Origin of the sequence: Lysinibacillus fusiformis, assembly GCF_003049525.1 — a bacterium.
Lineage (GTDB): Bacteria > Bacillota > Bacilli > Bacillales_A > Planococcaceae > Lysinibacillus > Lysinibacillus fusiformis.
The window spans coordinates 26,749-43,724 of the sequence record NZ_PYWL01000001.1 but is presented as its reverse complement, the minus strand read 5'-3'; the positions used below and the strand labels follow the sequence as shown (position 1 = coordinate 43,724).

Sequence of the window (16,976 nt, the reverse complement as noted above, 5' to 3'; positions counted from 1 at the left end):
AAACTAAGTTACGTTATGTAAGTGTTGTGAAAATACATGTGCTCAGTTGGTGTTTTTAACCAACTGTTTCCTATAGAAGGTTGGAGATTAATATGACAATTACTACTAAAATTATGGACATAGTGAAAGATAAAATGACAGTTATAAAGCACACGAATACAGAAAATATTTGCCTAGTTGGTCCTGTGAATTTGCCTGTTAAACAAGGTGACTTTTCTGCTACATTTCAGTGGTATAACTGGCTTACAGTAGATGTGAATGTATCGAAAGAAGAAATCATTGATGGCTTAGCTACAGCCAATTTGGCTTTTTTACAGCAATCATCAGTTCTTGTATATGGTGATTTTACCCATTCAGAAGATGCTTTAATCCGCATGCATAGTATTTGTCACACTGGTGACATATTTGGCAGTCAGCGCTGTGATTGTGGCTATCAATTGCATGAATCTATGAAAATGATTGTAGAGCACGGCTGTGGAGCTATTTTTTATTTAGCTGATCATGAAGGGCGAGGCATCGGATTATTCTCTAAATCACTCGCTTATTTATTACAAGAAGAAGGGCTAGATACAGTAGAGGCAAACCATGCACTTGGCTTCCCTGACGATACACGTTCATATGAAGAAGCACTCGCAGTTTTAGCTACTCTACGTGCAAAGCCTGTGACACTTATTACAAATAATCCTAAAAAATTGGCTGCTTTACTGGCTCGAGGCTTAGCGGCAGAAGGGCATGTTCCTTTATGGGGTGGCTTAACGGAAACGAATCGTTTTTATTTGGAAACGAAGGTTGAGAAATCTGGACATTTACGAGAAAAACAATAAGTGGAGGTGGCGACCATGACTAATAAAGACGAAAAATACATGCAACTAGCTCTAGACCTAGCAGCTAGTGCAAAAGGCAATACAAACCCTAATCCACTTGTCGGGGCGGTAATTGTCAAAAATGACATTATTGTAGGTACTGGTTTACACAGAAAAGCAGGCGAACCACATGCAGAAGTTCATGCTTTTCGTATGGCTGGTGAACATGCAAAGAATGCTACACTATATGTCACGCTTGAACCTTGTTCACATTTTGGTAAAACGCCTCCTTGTGCGAATTTAGTGAAGGAATCTGGTGTTAGTCGAGTGGTGGTTGCCATGCAAGATCCTAATCCTACTGTAGCAGGTCGTGGCATTCAATTGCTACGCGATGCAGGTATAGCAGTGGAGGTCGGTGTTTTGGAGCAACAAGCACGCCGTTTAAATGAACGCTTTATCCATAATATGCTCACTAAAAGACCGTTTGTTATTTCAAAATTTGCTATGACTGTAGATGGGAAAATTGCTACGCATACAGGTCATTCTAAATGGGTAACAGGTGATGCTGCGCGTGAGGATGTTCACCATATTCGCCATGAGGTAGATGGTATTCTAGTTGGTGTTGGTACAGTCATCGCTGACAATCCGTCTTTAACAACAAGATTAAGCGAAGGCTATGGGAAAAACCCAACACGCATCATTATGGATAGTTTATTACGTTCACCATTAGATGCGAATGTGTTCAATACGGAAGAAGCCCCAACAATTCTTGTTTGCAGCAATGAGGTTAGCCAGGAAAAGGTCGATTCATTTACAGATAAAGGCCTTACAGTTTTACCTATAGAGAAGAACGAACGTGGGCTAAATATTGATGAAATGCTTGCAAGACTTTATGAACACGGCATTACAGATATTTTGCTAGAGGGTGGTAGTAAAGTGAATGCTTCATTTTTACAGCAAGGTGCCATTGACAAGTATGTGATTTATGTAGCGCCAAAGGTTCTAGGAGGGAATTTATCCTTAACGCCATTTGCGGGCGATAACCCCTCTTTCATGAATGAGGCATGGGATATTGAATTTGCCTCATTTGATAAGATAGGCGAGGATTTACGTATTATCGCTTATCCAAAGCAAGGTGAAGGAAATTGAACTATGAAGCGGATGTTTGTATAGTAGGGGCTGGACCAGCTGGTGCTCTTTTATCTTATTTACTAGTCAAAAAAGGGCTATCGGTCATTCTACTAGAGCAAAATGTGGTCCTAGGTAAGTCTTTTCGGGGCGAACATTTAAATGAAGAAGGCGAGGCTGTTTTAAAAAGTCATCAACTTTTCGAAGCAGTCGAGTCGCTCGGCTTACTACGTATGGAAAAGCTAGAATATTATGCAGATGGTAATGCCTTTAAAACAATTTTTCCTAATGACTCTGTCGGCCATCTAGGAATTCATGTTCCTCAAGCTAATCTATTAAAAGGAATTTTACAAAAAACGCTGCTATTTTCTCACTTTACTTGCCTGCTACATACGAAGGTAACGGAGCTCATCCAGGACGCATCAGGTAATTATAAAGGCGTAATCGCCATAAAAGATGGAACAACCATAAAGATCAATAGTCAACTAATAATCGGTGCTGATGGACGCTATTCTACGATTCGTAAGGCAGCACATATTGATGTTCAAAAACAAAAACATGGCTTTGACTTATTATGGGCTAAAATTCCAGCGCCTTCAGACTGGGAGCCCTCTATTAAAATGGCATTAATCGGAGATAAGCAACTATCATTGTTCACGCAAGCTGGTGGCTTTATTCAAATTGGGTGGAATATTGAACAGGGGAGCTATCCACAGCTCAGAAAACAATCATTTATACCTTTTATCCAACAGCTTACGACGCAATTTCCCGCATTATCTGAGCCAGTAAAGGAACATATTCAGTCTTGGAAAGATTTTGTGCTGTTAGATGTTTTCAGCTGCCTCTGTAACTGTTGGGGTACGAAAGGTCTTGTGCTATTAGGCGATGCGGTTCATACGATGACGCCAACCGGAGCATTTGGCCTGAACAGTGCGTTAAAAGATGCTGATTGTTTGGCGTCTCTATTAGATAAGGAATCATTAGCTCATTTTAATGTTCAAGATTTTCAGCATATGCGAAAGCAAGCTATTGAGGATGTCTTAGCAGTACAAATAGAGAGGGAACAAACTTTTTCTGCTCATTTTGTCAATAGAGCATCATGAAAGGAAGTAACACCTAATGAAATTTGGTTTTGACATTGATGATACACTAATAGATTTACGGGCACATGCCTTTGCTATTTACAATAAAAAAATGGGAAAAAATATTCCGATTGATATTTTTCATACGCTAAAAAGAGTTGAAATTCATGAGCCATTTGGCTTATCAGATGCAGAGGGAGCAGCGATGTGGAACAGTTCATTAAAAGAGATTTATTTTACGAACTGTCCTTCTTTTGAAGGGTCATTAAAAATGCTACAAGCTTTAGCGGAGCATGGCCATGATATTTACTACATTACCTCTCGTCCGAAGCAATTTTGTACGCAAACAAAAGAATGGATGGGAGCACAAGGATTTCCAATAAAAGAGGGCCATTTTTTCTGTGGTATGCAAGATGCAGAGAAGGTAGCGATTATAAAAGATCTTGCTTTAGATGTTTATGTAGATGATAAACCAGCAGTGCTGGAGACACTTCACAATATACAGACAAAAGTAGTTTTAAAAAATCAATCGTATAATCAGCATGTTGAGTTACCAAGATTGCATCATTGGCAGGATTTTTTAGCACTTATTGAAGCGTAAGATTCTCTATATGGATGAACCCCAAATTATAGTGACTGATAAAGTTACTATCATTTGGGGTTCTTTTTAGTCTAATAAAAATGAAATAGTAGATTGATTTAGAATGAATTAAAGTAACGTCGCTTATTTCCAGGACTGAAATTGCCGCCTTACGTTCCCATCTTTTATGATGAAGCATCCAATTAATGCCGTTTCCCACATGTATCCAAAATTAATGGAATCGACTAAGGTGGAAGCGTGTTAGATCCTGCTGACATTCACCATATAACGTTAATTCTGCGAGAGCTTCTCCAACAGCACTGCTAAATTTAAAGCCATGACCTGAAAAACCTGCCGCGATTATAATATTTTGATGAGTAGGTAAGAAATCAATGATGAAGTCTTCATCTGGCGTCATGGAATATTTGCATGTTTTCCCGTATTTTAATGCGCCATGCCGAGGCATAAATTGCTGAATAAAATGTTGTAAATCTGCACGATCCTTGTCATCGAATGGATGAAGAGGCCTATTTGGATTTATTTCTTCGCCACCATCATGTCGACCTAGCTTTAGTCCTGCACCATCAATGCTAGGGAAGCCATAGTAAGAGGAATCGGCGAATTCAAAGCAATAGGCTGGAAAGACCTCTTCACTATAAAGCTCTTCATCCGCTTCGAACCATGCAAAGGTTTTTCGCGTTGGTGTAACAGGGAGGGAGATATCCAACGTTTGCAGTAGCTCAGTTGCCCATGCCCCAGCAGTGACAATTAATTGGTTTGTTTCATAGACTTGATTGGCCGTTTGAACTTGCACCATTTCTCCAGCTTGGATGCTAACAACTTTTTCATTTGTTTGTAAGCGTGCCCCAGCTTCCAAAGCTAGCTTTTTATAGGCTCGAATACATGCTTCAACTCGAAGGACACCAGCTGTCGGCTCAAAGCAGGCCACTAAATTAGCTGGTAAAGATAATCCAGACCATTTGTTCATGGCTTCAGCTGCTGAATAGTGTTCGAGTGCTAATTCATGAAGTGTAGCACTGGCTCTTACATTTTGAATAAAACTGCAGGTTGGTTCTCCGATATTTACTACACCAGTTTGTAAAAATAAGTTTTCATCTGCTAAAGATTCGAGCTCCTGCCATAGCTCCCCAGCTCTTTTCACGAAAGGTACATAGCTAGCTCCCTCCCCATAGGCAAAGCGAATAATTCTTGTCTCTCCATGATGGCTACCTTCCTCATGTGGGGGATCAAAAGCATCCAGCAACAAGACATTTTTTCCTGCCTTCGCTAAATAATAACCTGCCGCCATCCCCATAGAGCCTGCCCCAACTATAATGACATCATATACCATAATAATCCCTACTTTTTTGCTCAAGTATAACAGATTGCTAGAAAATGAAACAGAAATTTTTGAAAAATTAAAAAAGCACAACCCTCGCTCACTAATAGTGAAAGTGGGTTGTGCATGAAATTGTTCATTATTTTGAGCGTGGTAATATTTTATTGAGGATAATGGCTACAAGTGCAGCTGTGGCAATTGGTGAGCCGAATAAATATTGAACAGTTGTCGGTAATGAATACAAGAAATCATCTGGTAATAATGTCAATGCTAACGTTAAAATAACTGGAATAGCAATCACATACATTTCCTTTTCGCCAATATGTTCATTTTTCATGACCTGTAAACCACTAATAGCAATGATGCCGCAAACAATGACAAATACTCCTCCAATGACAGCCGAGGGAATGGCTGAAATGAGAGCGGCTAATTTACCAGAGAAGCCAAAAACAATAAACCAAATACCCGCAGCGATAAATACGCGACGACTGGCAATTCCTGTAATGGAAATTACCCCTGCATTTGTTGAGTAACCAGTTACTGGTGTAGAACCTAGTAATGAAGCAATAAAACAGCCAATCCCTTCACCGACAACACCTCGATTAATTTGCTGATCCGTTAAAGGTTTATCGATAACATTACTAATAGCAAACCATGTTCCTGTTGTTTCCGCCATTAAGACAATATAAATAATGACCATTGTAATAATGGCAGAAATATTAAAGCTAAAGCTGAAATCCGCGAATGGAATTTGAGGCATACTAAACCATTTTGCTTGTGAAACAGCTGATAAATCTAAAACTCCCATCCTATTTGCAGCAATACTACCAACTATTAAAGCAATAATAACGGAGCCAATACGGAATAGACGCCCCTTTTGATGGAAGACTGTACCTAGCATTACACAAATCATTAGGACTACTGCTGATATCAATGCTAAATAAATATTTTGTTGAATGGATGCACCTGCTCCATTAAAAATATTATCGCTTAAACCGACAGGCATTAACGATAGACCAACAACAAAAATAATTGTTCCCCCTACAATTGGCGGAATAAATGTTTGTACAATTTTATTGAAGATACCTGTGTAGCCTAAAATAATTACTAAAATGGCACCAACTAAGCTTGCGCCTAATATTGTGCTCCACCCTAAATCCCCACTGCCACTGGCTGCGTAAATACCAACGATTGCTCCTAGTGGAACATAGGAAGGGCCCTGCGCCATTGGTAATTTCATACAGAAATGTGTTTGTATAATAGTTGCAAGCCCTGCAGCAATAAAGGTTGATTGGATTAATGCACTGGCTTGACCAGTTTGTAAGCCAATTAGCATGGCGATTAAAAATGGGACAACGTAAACATCCATTGCCATGACATGCTGTAAACCTAGTAACGCTGATTGACCAATCGAAACTTTTTCATCTGGCAGTACGGTTAATTTGGTTGTTTTTCTCGTTGTATTAGTTAGTTTGCTATGTTGCGTTTCCACGAAAATGTGCACCTCATATTGATAAATTTTTAATAGACAGTTGATGAATCATTAGTCCCTAGAATGAACTTTATTCCCTTGGACCCAAACCTCACGGATATTTTCAGGACGGACAAGATACATCATTTTTTGGAAAATATCGTGTAATGCTTCTTGGCTATCGAAAATCGGAAGTTTTGCAGAATGGGTCTTTGTATCAATGATTTGTACATCCCATGTATAGTTTTCCTGTAAACGACCAATTGGAAGGCTTAAGCTTTCACCGCCACCAGCTGTCGCTAGATAAAAGGCTTCATTAATCGTAATACGTGAATTTGGAACACCACGTTTATTGGCTGCGATTGCTGTATCTACCCCATCTTCAAGCATTCTCGATGACATGACAGCTTGTCTTGCATTATCGAAAAGGCTAGGGGAAAATCCACCAGATATATCTGAACCTAATCCAATATCAACGCCGAGTGCATGGAAACGGGCAATGGGAATAACGCTATTTGCAAAATAGGCATTAGATATTGGGCAATGACCGATAGCTGTGCCTGTCTCAGCAAATAAACGTGCATCATCATCGCTTAGGAAATTACAATGGGCCATAACAGATTTTTCGCCTAATAAACCAAAATCATGGAGAGCCTCAGCATCATTTTTATGGAATCTTTCCTTGACGTAGCCATGTTCCCAATCACTTTCACTACAGTGAGATTGGATATGTGTATTGTATTTTGCTGCTAATTCCCCTAAGCCCTTTAAAGCATGGTCGGTACAACTTGGAATGAAGCGAGGAGTGACAACAGGATATACACCTTGCTTAGTTGTCTTTGCTAAATCCTTAACAGCTAAAATGAATTCTTCTGTATCAGCAAGAGCTGTTTGTGTAGTAGCATCTCGGTAAAAATGAGGATTTTGTTCAGGGTCATCCATCACCACTTTTCCGACTAATCCTCGTTGCCCCTTTTCAGCACAAATTTTTGCTAAAAGAATACTAGCCTCTTTATGAACCGTCGCAAAATATAAGGATGTTGTAGTGCCGTTAGCAAGGAGTGTGCTCACTAAATCTTCGTAAACCTCTTGAGCAAATACTAAATCCGAAAATTTTGATTCGATAGGGAAGGTATATGTGTTCAACCAATCATAAAGTGGTATGTCTAAAGCTGTACCAGATTGCGCCCATTGTGGTGCATGTACATGCAAGTCGACAAATCCTGGTAAGAAATATTGACCTTCATCTAATGGATGAAAATGTTTATGGTGTTGGTATGTAGTTAATAATTGTTGGTAATCAACATGTTCAGGAGAGACTGTTTTTTCAATCATGCCATCTGCATTAATGAAAAATAAATAATCTTTTAAAATCTGAACTTCAGTAGCAGATTTACTAGTAAAAGCTGTTCCTTTGAAAATTTGCGTATATTCAGCCATAAAAACCACCTTAATGTTCGTTTATTGATAATAACACGGATTATTATAGGCTATTTAAACTATTAAGTCTATAAAAAAACGAATAATAATAGGGAGTGGTTAGTGGTAAAAAAATGGCTCAGCCTACATTTTTACAGCTTTGACAGACGCTGAAAGATAGAAAAAGGCACTCTTTTTTGATGCTAGAGTGCCTTTTTTTCTAAGAAGTTGTTTCATGAATGATATGAAGAAAGTTATTAAATGAAGAAGAATGAGGTTGTTCATTTTTCCGTGTACAAAGATAAACTGGGCGCTGAATGTCAATATTTTCAATAAACACTCGTGCTATTTGTTGCTGATGGATAAAGCTGGATGCTGCTATGGATGGGGCAAGCATCGTCCCGAAACCAGCTGCAATTGCATGAATGGACTCATTGATTCCATCTAGTTGTAGTCCCACTTTAGGTGGGGGTATCTTATGTACTTTACATAATGCATTTAAATATTCCTTTGTGGAGCTACCATCTTCTCTTGTGACAAAGGGCTGTTGCATGAGTTCGGAAAGTGAAACCGTTTGACCGGCTAATGAGTGATTGTATGGCACAATAAACCAATAATCTAAATTCATCAGAAATTGGTAATGAATATCAGGGTGATGACCATCTTCTTTAACGATAAAGGCTAAATCTGCTTTATAATGGAGTAACTCCTCTATTACTTGCTGTGAATTAGCTGTTTTTAAATGAATATGCGTAGTTGGGTAGACTTGTTTAAAATGGGCTAATAATTTAGGTAATAAAAAATGAGAGGGCACATGTGTGGAAGCAATTTGTAATTCCTCATGGCCTGTATTTTTTAACTGTTCTACTTTATTTTCGATATCTATTTCTAAATCAAATAAGCGCTGTGCTTGTTTATATAAAAAGGCACCGCTCTGAGTTAGTGTAATACCTCTACCTTTCGATTCTAGCAATGTTAAACCTAGTTCTTTTTCTAAATTTCGAATTTGAATGGTTACAGCGGGCTGACTAATCATAAGGGCTTGCGCAGCTTTGGAAACACTATTGAGCTCGGCTACCTTTGTAAATAACCGCAGTGCATGTAGATTCATGATAGACACACCTTTTATAAATTATTTTTATGCATTTATATAGATTATATATTAGATTTATTAATTTTTGCTCGGTATCCTTTTAATTACAATAGGGGAAAGGGGGGACACTATGAATCGTCAACATATGGGGATTGTTTTCGGAGGAATTTTATTACTCGTCATCGCTATGGGCATTAGTCGATTTGCTTTTACGCCGATTCTACCGTTTATGCGACAGGATGTAGGATTTTCTTTAGAAGTTGCTGGGTTTTTAGCTTCAAGTAATTATATTGGCTATTTCATTGGTGCACTATGGGCGGGCTTTATTCATCGTCAGCGTAAACAAATTTTAATGGTAAGTGTTATTTTTAATGTCCTATCAGTTGGATTAATGGGCTTGATGGAGCTGTATAGTATATGGTTAATTCTTCGATTAATCGCTGGTATTACAGGTGGACTAATTTTTGTTTTAACGTCTAGTATTGTCATGGATTATTTGGCGAAACACTCACTATCCCGATGGTCGGGCTATGTATTTAGTGGTATAGGGCTAGGAATTGCCATTTCAGGCATATGCGTTCCTCTTATTGAAGCGAGACTTGCATGGCAAGGAACATGGTTAGGACTAGGCATACTATCAGTTGTTTTTTTACTGATTACTACTATTTTATGGAGAGGTTTAGAGATTCAAGATACGTTAAAAGTAGCGAATTCTTCTAATACGAAAATGACAAAGGGCTTTATGCCATGGCTTATTTTGTCATATGGACTTGAGGGACTAGGGTATATTATTACAGGTACTTTTTTAGTGGATATTATTCATAATATTCCTTCTCTCCAAGCGTACTCCTCGTATAGCTGGGTCATTGTAGGATTAGCGGCAATCCCATCGGCACCTGTTTGGACGATCTTATTAGAGAAGTTTTCAGCAATAAAAATTTTGTTTGTGGCATACATACTTCAAGTAATAGGCATCTTGTTACCTGTATTTTCACAAACTGTATGGAGTGTATTAGTAGCATCATTTTTATTCGGTCTAACCTTTGTAGGTATTGTGACACTGACTACATCCTATGCACGGCAACTTTTTCCTACACAAAGTGGATTTGTTGTATCATTACTAACAACGTTTTATGCGTTTGGACAAATAATTGGACCTATTGTCGCGGGTCAGCTGGTCAATATTTATAATAGCTATAAGGCAGCGCTAGTCTTTGCGGGTATAATCGTCTTTGTGGCATTACTAGTGATGTTAGTGGGCAGATGGCTGACCATAAAAAAAGAAGCTGTTGCTGAACATACCATTTCGATATAAAGCATAAAAGCCAGAAATCCTATATGGATTTCTGGCTTGAGTCATTTACTTAAAGAAGGCGTGCCTCTATCTACATGATATTAAAAAATTAAATAAAAGTCTATATATTTTTTTCTTTATATGGAAAAATAGACAAGTGCACATGGGACGTAACGTTACGATTTTACATTGAAATGAGGTATTTTTATGAATACAGAACAAGCCATTAAACGTTGGAATCAATATGCGGAAAGGTATATCGCTAATTATCATGAGTATGGTGATATTCATCGTGAAGTACTATTAAACCCCACTATATTTTCTCTACTGGGAGAGGTGGATGGAAAGCATCTATTAGATGCGGGGTGTGGCGAAGGATACTTAAGTAGATTACTAGTGAAACAAGGGGCTATCGTAACGGCTGTTGATTTTTCACAAAAAATGCTAGACATTGCTATGGAAAGAACACCACAGCAGTTGCCCGTTCAATTTTTTCATGGTAATTGTGAAAATTTAACGTTCTTAGCAGACAATCAATTTGATTGTATCGTTTCGAATATGGTACTTCAAGATTTAGAGGATTATCGTGCTACAATACGTGAGATGTATCGTCTTTTAAAGCCGAATAGCACTTTTGTTTTTTCAATATTGCATCCCTGCTTTGTCACGCCAAATAGTGGATGGATTAGACATGAGCAGCTGGATCAGCAGTATTGGAAGGTACAGCGTTACTTTTATGAAGGTGTTTATCAACAACTAGCTGCAGACCCACCTATTGTATTGTTTCATCGCACATTAACAAGCTATGTGGAAGCAATTACGGAAGCGGGCTTTCATATAGAAAAAATTATAGAGCCGAGACCGTCACAAGAGATGCTTGAAAAGTACCCTCAATTTGAGGAAGATTTGCATTGTGCTGATTTTATAGTGTTTAAACTGAAAAATTAAGGAGGAGAGACCGTGAGATTATTTCATGTTAGTGAAGACCCTACGATATCGATTTTTCATCCTCGTATACCTGAGCGACCAGATTTAGATGCAAGCAAAGGTCTTGTATGGGCGATCAACGAGAGATGCCTGCCTAATTATTTAACTCCGAGAGATTGTCCGCGTGTTTGTTTTCATGCTGGGAGTAAAACGACAGATCAGGACAGACAGCATTATCTCACAACAGCTCCTCATGTAGTGGTTATCGAACGCAAATGGGTGGAGGTATTGAAAAGTACAAGATTATACTTATATGAGTTTGAGGGTAACGGATTTACGCTACAGGATGAAAATGCGGGCTATTCGGTTAGTGAAACGCCTCAAATTCCTATTGCGTTATTTGAAATCGATGATATATATAGTGCAATGTTAGAACGTAATGTCGAATTGAGAATAGTAGATAGCCTATGGGACATTCATGATGAAATTCAGCATACAACGTTACATTGGTCAATGTGTCGAATGCGCTGCGCCCAGCCAAGATATTAAGTAAACAAGCCTCGTCATGTATTTTTTACATAGACGAGGCTTAGTTATTTATTATACGTTAGATGTTTGTTCAATCGGTGTTGAAGAGATATTGACTAATTTTTTGTCTTGATAAGTAAAGATGTATTCGTAGTTCGTAGTTTCATTAAGCATTGTAGGCAAATAATACTTTAAATCTGCAATGCCTACATTTTCAGGGTGGAAAATCCAAGTAAGCTCCTTCCAATCAAGAATGCCCTCTGCAACCTTTATCGGTGTAACATATGTAAATGAATCAGGAATTTCTGCTATAAACGCATACATACAGCCATAATCAATGACCCCATCTGTCCATGTGATTTTACCTTTATAAGTAATATCCTCAACCGTAATACCTGTCTCTTCTTTAATTTCTCTTAGGGCACCAGCTAAAGGTGTTTCATTTTGTTCAATTTTTCCACCTACACCATTCCATGCGCCCATCCAAGTTGGATAGTCTCTATTAAGTAATAGGATGTGCTCACCCTTTTTTAAAAAACAAATCGTAAATTCCACGACAATCTACTCCTCCTTCTTTTCTTTATAAATTCCCTTTCCATTTCTAAGAAACTAGAACTGCTTTGATACGTATTGTATCAGAGAAAATACTAGGCCACTTAGTAATTTTTCAGAGACACATGTTAAAATGATGTTATTCATATAGACGATGATCGTAAAGGGGAGAGGAATAGAGTGATTTTAATAAGTGCTTGTTTAGCAGGATTAAATGTTCGTTATAACAGTACGAACTGTATAGATGACAGATTACAAAAGCTTGTGTTAGAGAAAAAGGCTATCACCGTTTGTCCTGAGCTCATGGGAGGATTTTCAACACCTCGTGAGCCTGCTGAAATAGTGGGAGGCAATGGAGACGATGTTCTTGATGGCAAAGCTACCGTTATTGAAAGGTCTGGCCGTGATGTCACAGAGCTATATATGAAGGGGGCGTATGCGACCTTACAGAAAGCGCTAGAGGTGGGAGCGACACAGGTCGTCTTAAAGGAAAATAGCCCGTCCTGTGGTAGTGCAGCGATTTATAATGGCGAGTTCAACGGTACTAAAATAGTCGGGGAAGGCGTAACCACTGCCTTACTTCGAAGAAATAATATTGTCGTGCTATCGGAAGAAGATATTTAGTGAATGACGGTTCCTCCAAAAATCACTCCATGGAAATGGCCCCTAATTTGTAGGGGCCAAGCTTATTCCACAATTAATATTCGAGGTGAAGTCTTAGCTATAACTTTTGTAGAGACCCAGCCGCCAAAACAAGCTGCCATTACACTTACAAGGCTTATTCCGATACTCATCGGCCAGTTGATCACAAGCGGAAGTTCAAGTAAGCCGTATTCTAAAATAATGGAATGGAGAGCAAGTGGAATTAATTTTATACCGATAATAAATCCTCCGATTGCGCCGAAAATAGAAAGAATTAAAATACCGGATGTAATCGACCACCTAATATTTGGAGAGGTCATTCCAATGGATTTATAAATTCCATACGTACTACTTTCTTTTCTAACATTAATTCTCGATACACTAAAAATAATGATGCATGTTACGATGATAAATAAAAAGCCAACGATTGAAAGTGGGATAACTAATACGGCTACAACTTCTTTAAAAACAGCATCTAGTAATACTTGTTGTGTGACTGCTGATATAGAGCTTTTAAAGTGAGCATTCAAATCCTCGACAATTTGAGGAGCGGATGTTACATCTAATAGATTCATCATACTAATTTCAGAAGCAGAATAGGTAGCGTTATAAACTTTAATAACATCTGCTGAAATTCTCGCTGAGTTGGACATATTTGCTATAGATTGATAGATTCCTGTAATGATCAGAAAGTACTGCTTCCCCTCAATGTAAACTTCTACAATATCTCCAATATTTTTATTTAAAGACCGCGCGACATTAATGCCGATAGCTATCTCATTTTTACTGACAGGATTACGTCCAAACATGGTTTCATAGCCAACGGCATCAAAGCTACCCTCGATGACATTGACACTGATATTTAATGGCGAATTGTTGTCGTTAGGAAGTACTCCCGTTAATTGATCTAGCCATGCATAATCTTTAATACGTTCATCTTCCAGTAAAAAATCTTCAAATTGTTGTTTTGAAAATGTCTCTTTATTAAATACGGTTACTACTACATGTGATGCATCATACCCCCACGAGGGTGAAGTCTCTTTGATGGAGATAAAACTATTCAATATGACCACACTAAAGACGAGTATGGCAGATGTTATAGAGGTAAGCGCTATAATTAGTATGGAACTTTTTAAATTTTTTGTTATGCTTTTCAGTCCAATTTGAAGTTGAATAGGTAGATTAGATAAACGAAATAGTCTACTCGAGCTGCTTCTACGACGATTTATTTTACTATTTGCACTTTCCGACATACCATATTTGATTGCTTGGACAGGTTCCACCTTGCGTGCCTTGTTCGAGTAGAAAAAGGCGGTGAGTAGCACAATCCCAAATAGGATGAGGGCAATTAGCACGGTTAGTCGAGTATCTTGGTGAATGGCTAAATGATTTCCTGCTTTAAGGTAGGATAAGGAGCTTTCTATAATGATTCTGGAAAGAAATTTACTTACGATGAGTCCAGGTATGATCGAGAAAGCAGATAACAAGCTAAATTGTAATACGTAAGTAGCACTTATCTGTAGAGACGATAGACCGAGAGATTTCATAACGCCTATTGTTCTGTAGTTCGCTAAAATGGCGTCGGAAATGCTAAAACCAATGATAAATAAAGATACCAGAAGCATAGCTATACCAAAGGCAATCATGATAAAACCAATGATTTTATTAATAATTAAATAAAAAGAAGCTATTTCTTCATATTCCATTTTAGATTCGAGATAAGGTCCTTGCAGATAGTTTTCAAAATCACGCCAATAGCTAGAGCTTTGCTGATAATCGTCAAAGCGTAGTGCCATCATGTATTGTTCAGTACCGATCATGGATGCTAAATGCAACTGATAGTCAATATAGTTCATCCAAATACGAGCGTTTGTTGTAAAAGGACCACCATAGGGCATATCTACTACAACACCTGAAACCATTAAGCTAAACGTTCTCTCACCTGTATTAAATTCAATTGCATCGCCAAGTGAAATGTGAGCACTTGATGCCAATGAGGTAGGAATCCATATGGTCCCTTTAGGTGGAGATGTTTGCTTTTCTCCCTCAGAAAATAATAATTGATCGATCATTGAAGGCATTTTTTGCGTATCCATCATAAATAAATAGAGATTGGGCATTTCTTTCCCATCGAAGGTAATTCCAGATAAATTTCTATAGGGTATTAAGTCGGAGGAAGTTACCCCTTGCTGCTCCTGCCACCAATCGTTTACGGCAAAAGGGTTATGAACATCATCACCCATTGTTAAAATTTGATGGGCACCATTTGAATCAAAATGGGCTTTTTCAAAAATATTGTTCGTATTTATTAGTATGGTTACAGAAGTAGCGAGTAAAAGCGTTGATAGGAAAATAAGGACAACCATCAGACTATTTTGCAATTTTCTTTTTCTTAAATGGGAGGAACAAAGAGTGACAATTGCGTACATCGACTACTCCTTTCCAGCAACATAAGAAAAGATAATATGTTCTCGCTCTTGTATATTAAGATGATCATATTTTTCGAAGTTTAATACCCCATCTATTTTTCCATCTTGAATGATAATAAGACGATTTGCACGACAAGCTGCCTTTATATCATGGGTTATCATAACAACAGATTGCCCTTTTCTATTTAAATTAGTTAAGATATCTAATACGGCTACCCCTTGATCGTAATTTAAACTACCAGTTGGTTCATCCGCAAAAAGCACTTCAGGATTATTAACCAATGCTCTAGCTATTGCAGCTCTTTGTTGCTGACCACCTGATGTTTGAGAAGGTAAACGATTTCGTTGCTTATCAAGACCCATTAAATGTAGTAGCTGTTCTGCTTTTTGGATAATTACTTTTTTATTAGTTTTGGCGATGTATCCAGGAAGGGCGATATTTTCTAGCAGCGTCAAATCAGGGATGAGATTGCTATTTTGATAGATATAACCAACCTTCTGTGAGCGAAAGGACGCTAGCTTTCTTTCTGAAAAGGTATCTAGCTTATCCCCTTGAAAGTAAATTTCACCTGCCGTAATCGTATCCAGTCCACTTAAAAGATAAAGAAGCGTTGACTTACCAGAACCAGAATTCCCCATAATAACAGTGAAATCCCCCTTATAAATATCAATATTCATATTTTTAATGGCATGGAATTGTTCGCTACCCGTTGAAAAGGTTTTACATACATTTTGGGCTCGTATCAGTACTTCTTTTTCCATAGTAAGGCCTCCTTTTGATTTATTTTCTTTAGTGTAATATGTAATTATTAGTAGGTCCTTATGAAATTATTAATAAATTCTTACAGTCAAAGTAACCTTTTGAACAAAAAAACGTTGTAGTAAACGATTTGAAAGATGTCATAAAAGGAGATGGAAGTTATGCCATTAACATTTGCTCATCCAGCAGCAGTCCTACCTTTTTCTCGAAAAAGTAAATATATTCATTTTTCTGCCTTGGTATTAGGTAGCATGGCTCCAGATTTCGAATACTTTTTAAGGGGACGCCCAATAGGGGAGATTGGTCATACATTTGCAGGGTTCTTTTTATTCAATCTTCCACTCGTACTAATAATCTACTTGATTTATCATCGGTTTATCCATCAACCAATCATGAGCCATTTACCAGAATTTTTACAGGATTTTAATAGCTATCAAATTTCAGGGACTAAAACATGGAAAATCATTGTTTTTAGTTATTCAGCATTATTAGGTATGCTAACCCATGTCATATGGGATTCATTTACACATCAAAATGGGTATATGGTGACCAATCTTCGTTTTCTTTCTCAAACATTTACTTTATTTGGATTTCATATCCCCATTTATAAGTTTTTACAGCACGGAAGTACATTGTTAGGCATTACGCTTATTTTTGGATATATGTATTACAGGGCATCTTTGATCAAACATAATAAAGTGCCGGCGGTATCTCCTCAGAAAAAAATAGTTTTTTGGAGTGCGCTAGCTTTCTTAACGTTTGTTTATGTATGTCTTTGGCAGTGGATCAATGGCATTCCGTTAAGCAGCTACGGGGTATGGGTTGTCCGTATCATCGATTCATTTTTTTGTAGTGTACTGACCCTTTCCATCTGTTTAGCATATCGGAAAAGAACGATGAACGATAAAAAGACTACCTAAAATGGGAGT

At 37.9% G+C, this 16,976-nt stretch carries 16 protein-coding genes; 9 read left to right on the top strand and 7 right to left on the bottom strand.

Going from position 1 to position 16,976, the window contains the following annotated elements; all coding sequences use genetic code 11:
• Window positions 1-92 precede the first annotated feature (92 nt).
• The 4 genes from C9J29_RS00235 to C9J29_RS00220 are packed head-to-tail and all read left to right on the top strand — an operon-like array spanning window position 93 to window position 3,614.
• Entirely contained in the window at window positions 93-824 is a 732-nt protein-coding gene (locus C9J29_RS00235) for a GTP cyclohydrolase II (RefSeq protein WP_008174564.1), read from the top strand.
• 15 nt (window positions 825-839) lie between these two features.
• A complete protein-coding gene (gene ribD / locus C9J29_RS00230) occupies window positions 840-1,952 on the top strand; it encodes a bifunctional diaminohydroxyphosphoribosylaminopyrimidine deaminase/5-amino-6-(5-phosphoribosylamino)uracil reductase RibD (RefSeq protein ID WP_107921482.1) in 1,113 nt (370 codons plus the stop codon).
• A complete protein-coding gene (locus C9J29_RS00225) occupies window positions 1,949-3,034 on the top strand; it encodes an FAD-dependent monooxygenase (RefSeq protein WP_107921481.1) in 1,086 nt (361 codons plus the stop codon). Before ribD ends, C9J29_RS00225 begins: the two co-directional genes overlap by 4 nt.
• A 16-nt stretch (window positions 3,035-3,050) precedes the next feature.
• Window positions 3,051-3,614: a 5' nucleotidase, NT5C type gene (locus tag C9J29_RS00220; RefSeq protein WP_107921480.1), complete on the top strand. Its 564-nt coding sequence runs from the start codon at window positions 3,051-3,053 to the stop codon at window positions 3,612-3,614.
• A gap of 211 nt (window positions 3,615-3,825) precedes the next feature.
• Here the strand turns inward: C9J29_RS00220 and solA are convergent, their stop codons facing one another.
• The 4 genes from solA to C9J29_RS00200 all read right to left on the bottom strand — a co-directional run bounded on the left by solA (window position 3,826) and on the right by C9J29_RS00200 (window position 8,933).
• A complete protein-coding gene (gene solA / locus C9J29_RS00215) occupies window positions 3,826-4,944 on the bottom strand; it encodes an N-methyl-L-tryptophan oxidase (RefSeq protein ID WP_107921479.1) in 1,119 nt (372 codons plus the stop codon).
• A 127-nt stretch (window positions 4,945-5,071) separates the two neighbouring features.
• The gene (locus C9J29_RS00210; RefSeq protein WP_107921478.1) at window positions 5,072-6,424 is read right to left on the bottom strand and encodes a uracil-xanthine permease family protein; all 1,353 of its coding nucleotides are present in this window, start codon (window positions 6,422-6,424) and stop codon (window positions 5,072-5,074) included.
• A 51-nt stretch (window positions 6,425-6,475) separates the two neighbouring features.
• Complete coding sequence (gene guaD, locus C9J29_RS00205; RefSeq protein WP_090001099.1) at window positions 6,476-7,843, bottom strand: guanine deaminase; 1,368 nt, start codon at window positions 7,841-7,843, stop codon at window positions 6,476-6,478.
• Window positions 7,844-8,042: 199 nt separating this feature from the next.
• The gene (locus tag C9J29_RS00200) at window positions 8,043-8,933 is read right to left on the bottom strand and encodes a LysR family transcriptional regulator (protein WP_107921477.1); all 891 of its coding nucleotides are present in this window, start codon (window positions 8,931-8,933) and stop codon (window positions 8,043-8,045) included.
• 112 nt (window positions 8,934-9,045) lie between these two features.
• Between C9J29_RS00200 and C9J29_RS00195 the strand changes: the two genes are divergently transcribed.
• The 3 genes from C9J29_RS00195 to C9J29_RS00185 all read left to right on the top strand — a co-directional run bounded on the left by C9J29_RS00195 (window position 9,046) and on the right by C9J29_RS00185 (window position 11,685).
• Entirely contained in the window at window positions 9,046-10,230 is a 1,185-nt protein-coding gene (locus tag C9J29_RS00195; protein ID WP_008174554.1) for a YbfB/YjiJ family MFS transporter, read from the top strand.
• Between the two features lie 186 nt (window positions 10,231-10,416).
• Window positions 10,417-11,157, top strand: a complete 741-nt coding sequence (locus tag C9J29_RS00190) for a class I SAM-dependent methyltransferase (protein WP_107921476.1) — start codon at window positions 10,417-10,419, stop codon at window positions 11,155-11,157.
• Window positions 11,158-11,169: 12 nt separating this feature from the next.
• Window positions 11,170-11,685: a DUF6886 family protein gene (locus C9J29_RS00185; protein WP_107921475.1), complete on the top strand. Its 516-nt coding sequence runs from the start codon at window positions 11,170-11,172 to the stop codon at window positions 11,683-11,685.
• Window positions 11,686-11,736: 51 nt separating this feature from the next.
• Here the strand turns inward: C9J29_RS00185 and C9J29_RS00180 are convergent, their stop codons facing one another.
• Window positions 11,737-12,219, bottom strand: coding sequence for an NUDIX hydrolase (locus tag C9J29_RS00180; protein WP_008174551.1), 483 nt, complete (start codon window positions 12,217-12,219; stop codon window positions 11,737-11,739).
• Window positions 12,220-12,396: 177 nt separating this feature from the next.
• Between C9J29_RS00180 and C9J29_RS00175 the strand changes: the two genes are divergently transcribed.
• Entirely contained in the window at window positions 12,397-12,840 is a 444-nt protein-coding gene (locus tag C9J29_RS00175) for a 2-thiouracil desulfurase family protein (protein WP_008174550.1), read from the top strand.
• Window positions 12,841-12,902: 62 nt separating this feature from the next.
• Here C9J29_RS00175 and C9J29_RS00170 read toward each other — a convergent pair whose 3' ends face one another.
• Together C9J29_RS00170 and C9J29_RS00165 are read right to left on the bottom strand one after the other, a co-directional pair.
• A complete protein-coding gene (locus C9J29_RS00170; protein ID WP_107921474.1) occupies window positions 12,903-15,287 on the bottom strand; it encodes an ABC transporter permease in 2,385 nt (794 codons plus the stop codon).
• Window positions 15,288-15,290: 3 nt separating this feature from the next.
• Entirely contained in the window at window positions 15,291-16,049 is a 759-nt protein-coding gene (locus C9J29_RS00165; RefSeq protein WP_089985443.1) for an ABC transporter ATP-binding protein, read from the bottom strand.
• 159 nt (window positions 16,050-16,208) lie between these two features.
• Between C9J29_RS00165 and C9J29_RS00160 the strand changes: the two genes are divergently transcribed.
• The gene (locus C9J29_RS00160) at window positions 16,209-16,967 is read left to right on the top strand and encodes a DUF4184 family protein (protein ID WP_164908683.1); all 759 of its coding nucleotides are present in this window, start codon (window positions 16,209-16,211) and stop codon (window positions 16,965-16,967) included.
• Window positions 16,968-16,976: the final 9 nt, after the last annotated feature.

Bases quoted from the DNA above. Each gene is read 5' to 3' on its own strand.
- C9J29_RS00235 (WP_008174564.1), top strand. From the start codon at position 93: ATGACAATTACTACTAAAATTATGGACATAGTGAAAGATAAAATGACA.
- ribD (WP_107921482.1), top strand. From the start codon at position 840: ATGACTAATAAAGACGAAAAATACATGCAACTAGCTCTAGACCTAGCA.
- C9J29_RS00220 (WP_107921480.1), top strand. From the start codon at position 3,051: ATGAAATTTGGTTTTGACATTGATGATACACTAATAGATTTACGGGCA.
- solA (WP_107921479.1), bottom strand. From the start codon at position 4,944: ATGGTATATGATGTCATTATAGTTGGGGCAGGCTCTATGGGGATGGCG.
- guaD (WP_090001099.1), bottom strand. From the start codon at position 7,843: ATGGCTGAATATACGCAAATTTTCAAAGGAACAGCTTTTACTAGTAAA.
- C9J29_RS00200 (WP_107921477.1), bottom strand. From the start codon at position 8,933: ATGAATCTACATGCACTGCGGTTATTTACAAAGGTAGCCGAGCTCAAT.
- C9J29_RS00195 (WP_008174554.1), top strand. From the start codon at position 9,046: ATGAATCGTCAACATATGGGGATTGTTTTCGGAGGAATTTTATTACTC.
- C9J29_RS00190 (WP_107921476.1), top strand. From the start codon at position 10,417: ATGAATACAGAACAAGCCATTAAACGTTGGAATCAATATGCGGAAAGG.
- C9J29_RS00170 (WP_107921474.1), bottom strand. From the start codon at position 15,287: ATGTACGCAATTGTCACTCTTTGTTCCTCCCATTTAAGAAAAAGAAAA.
- C9J29_RS00165 (WP_089985443.1), bottom strand. From the start codon at position 16,049: ATGGAAAAAGAAGTACTGATACGAGCCCAAAATGTATGTAAAACCTTT.
- C9J29_RS00160 (WP_164908683.1), top strand. From the start codon at position 16,209: ATGCCATTAACATTTGCTCATCCAGCAGCAGTCCTACCTTTTTCTCGA.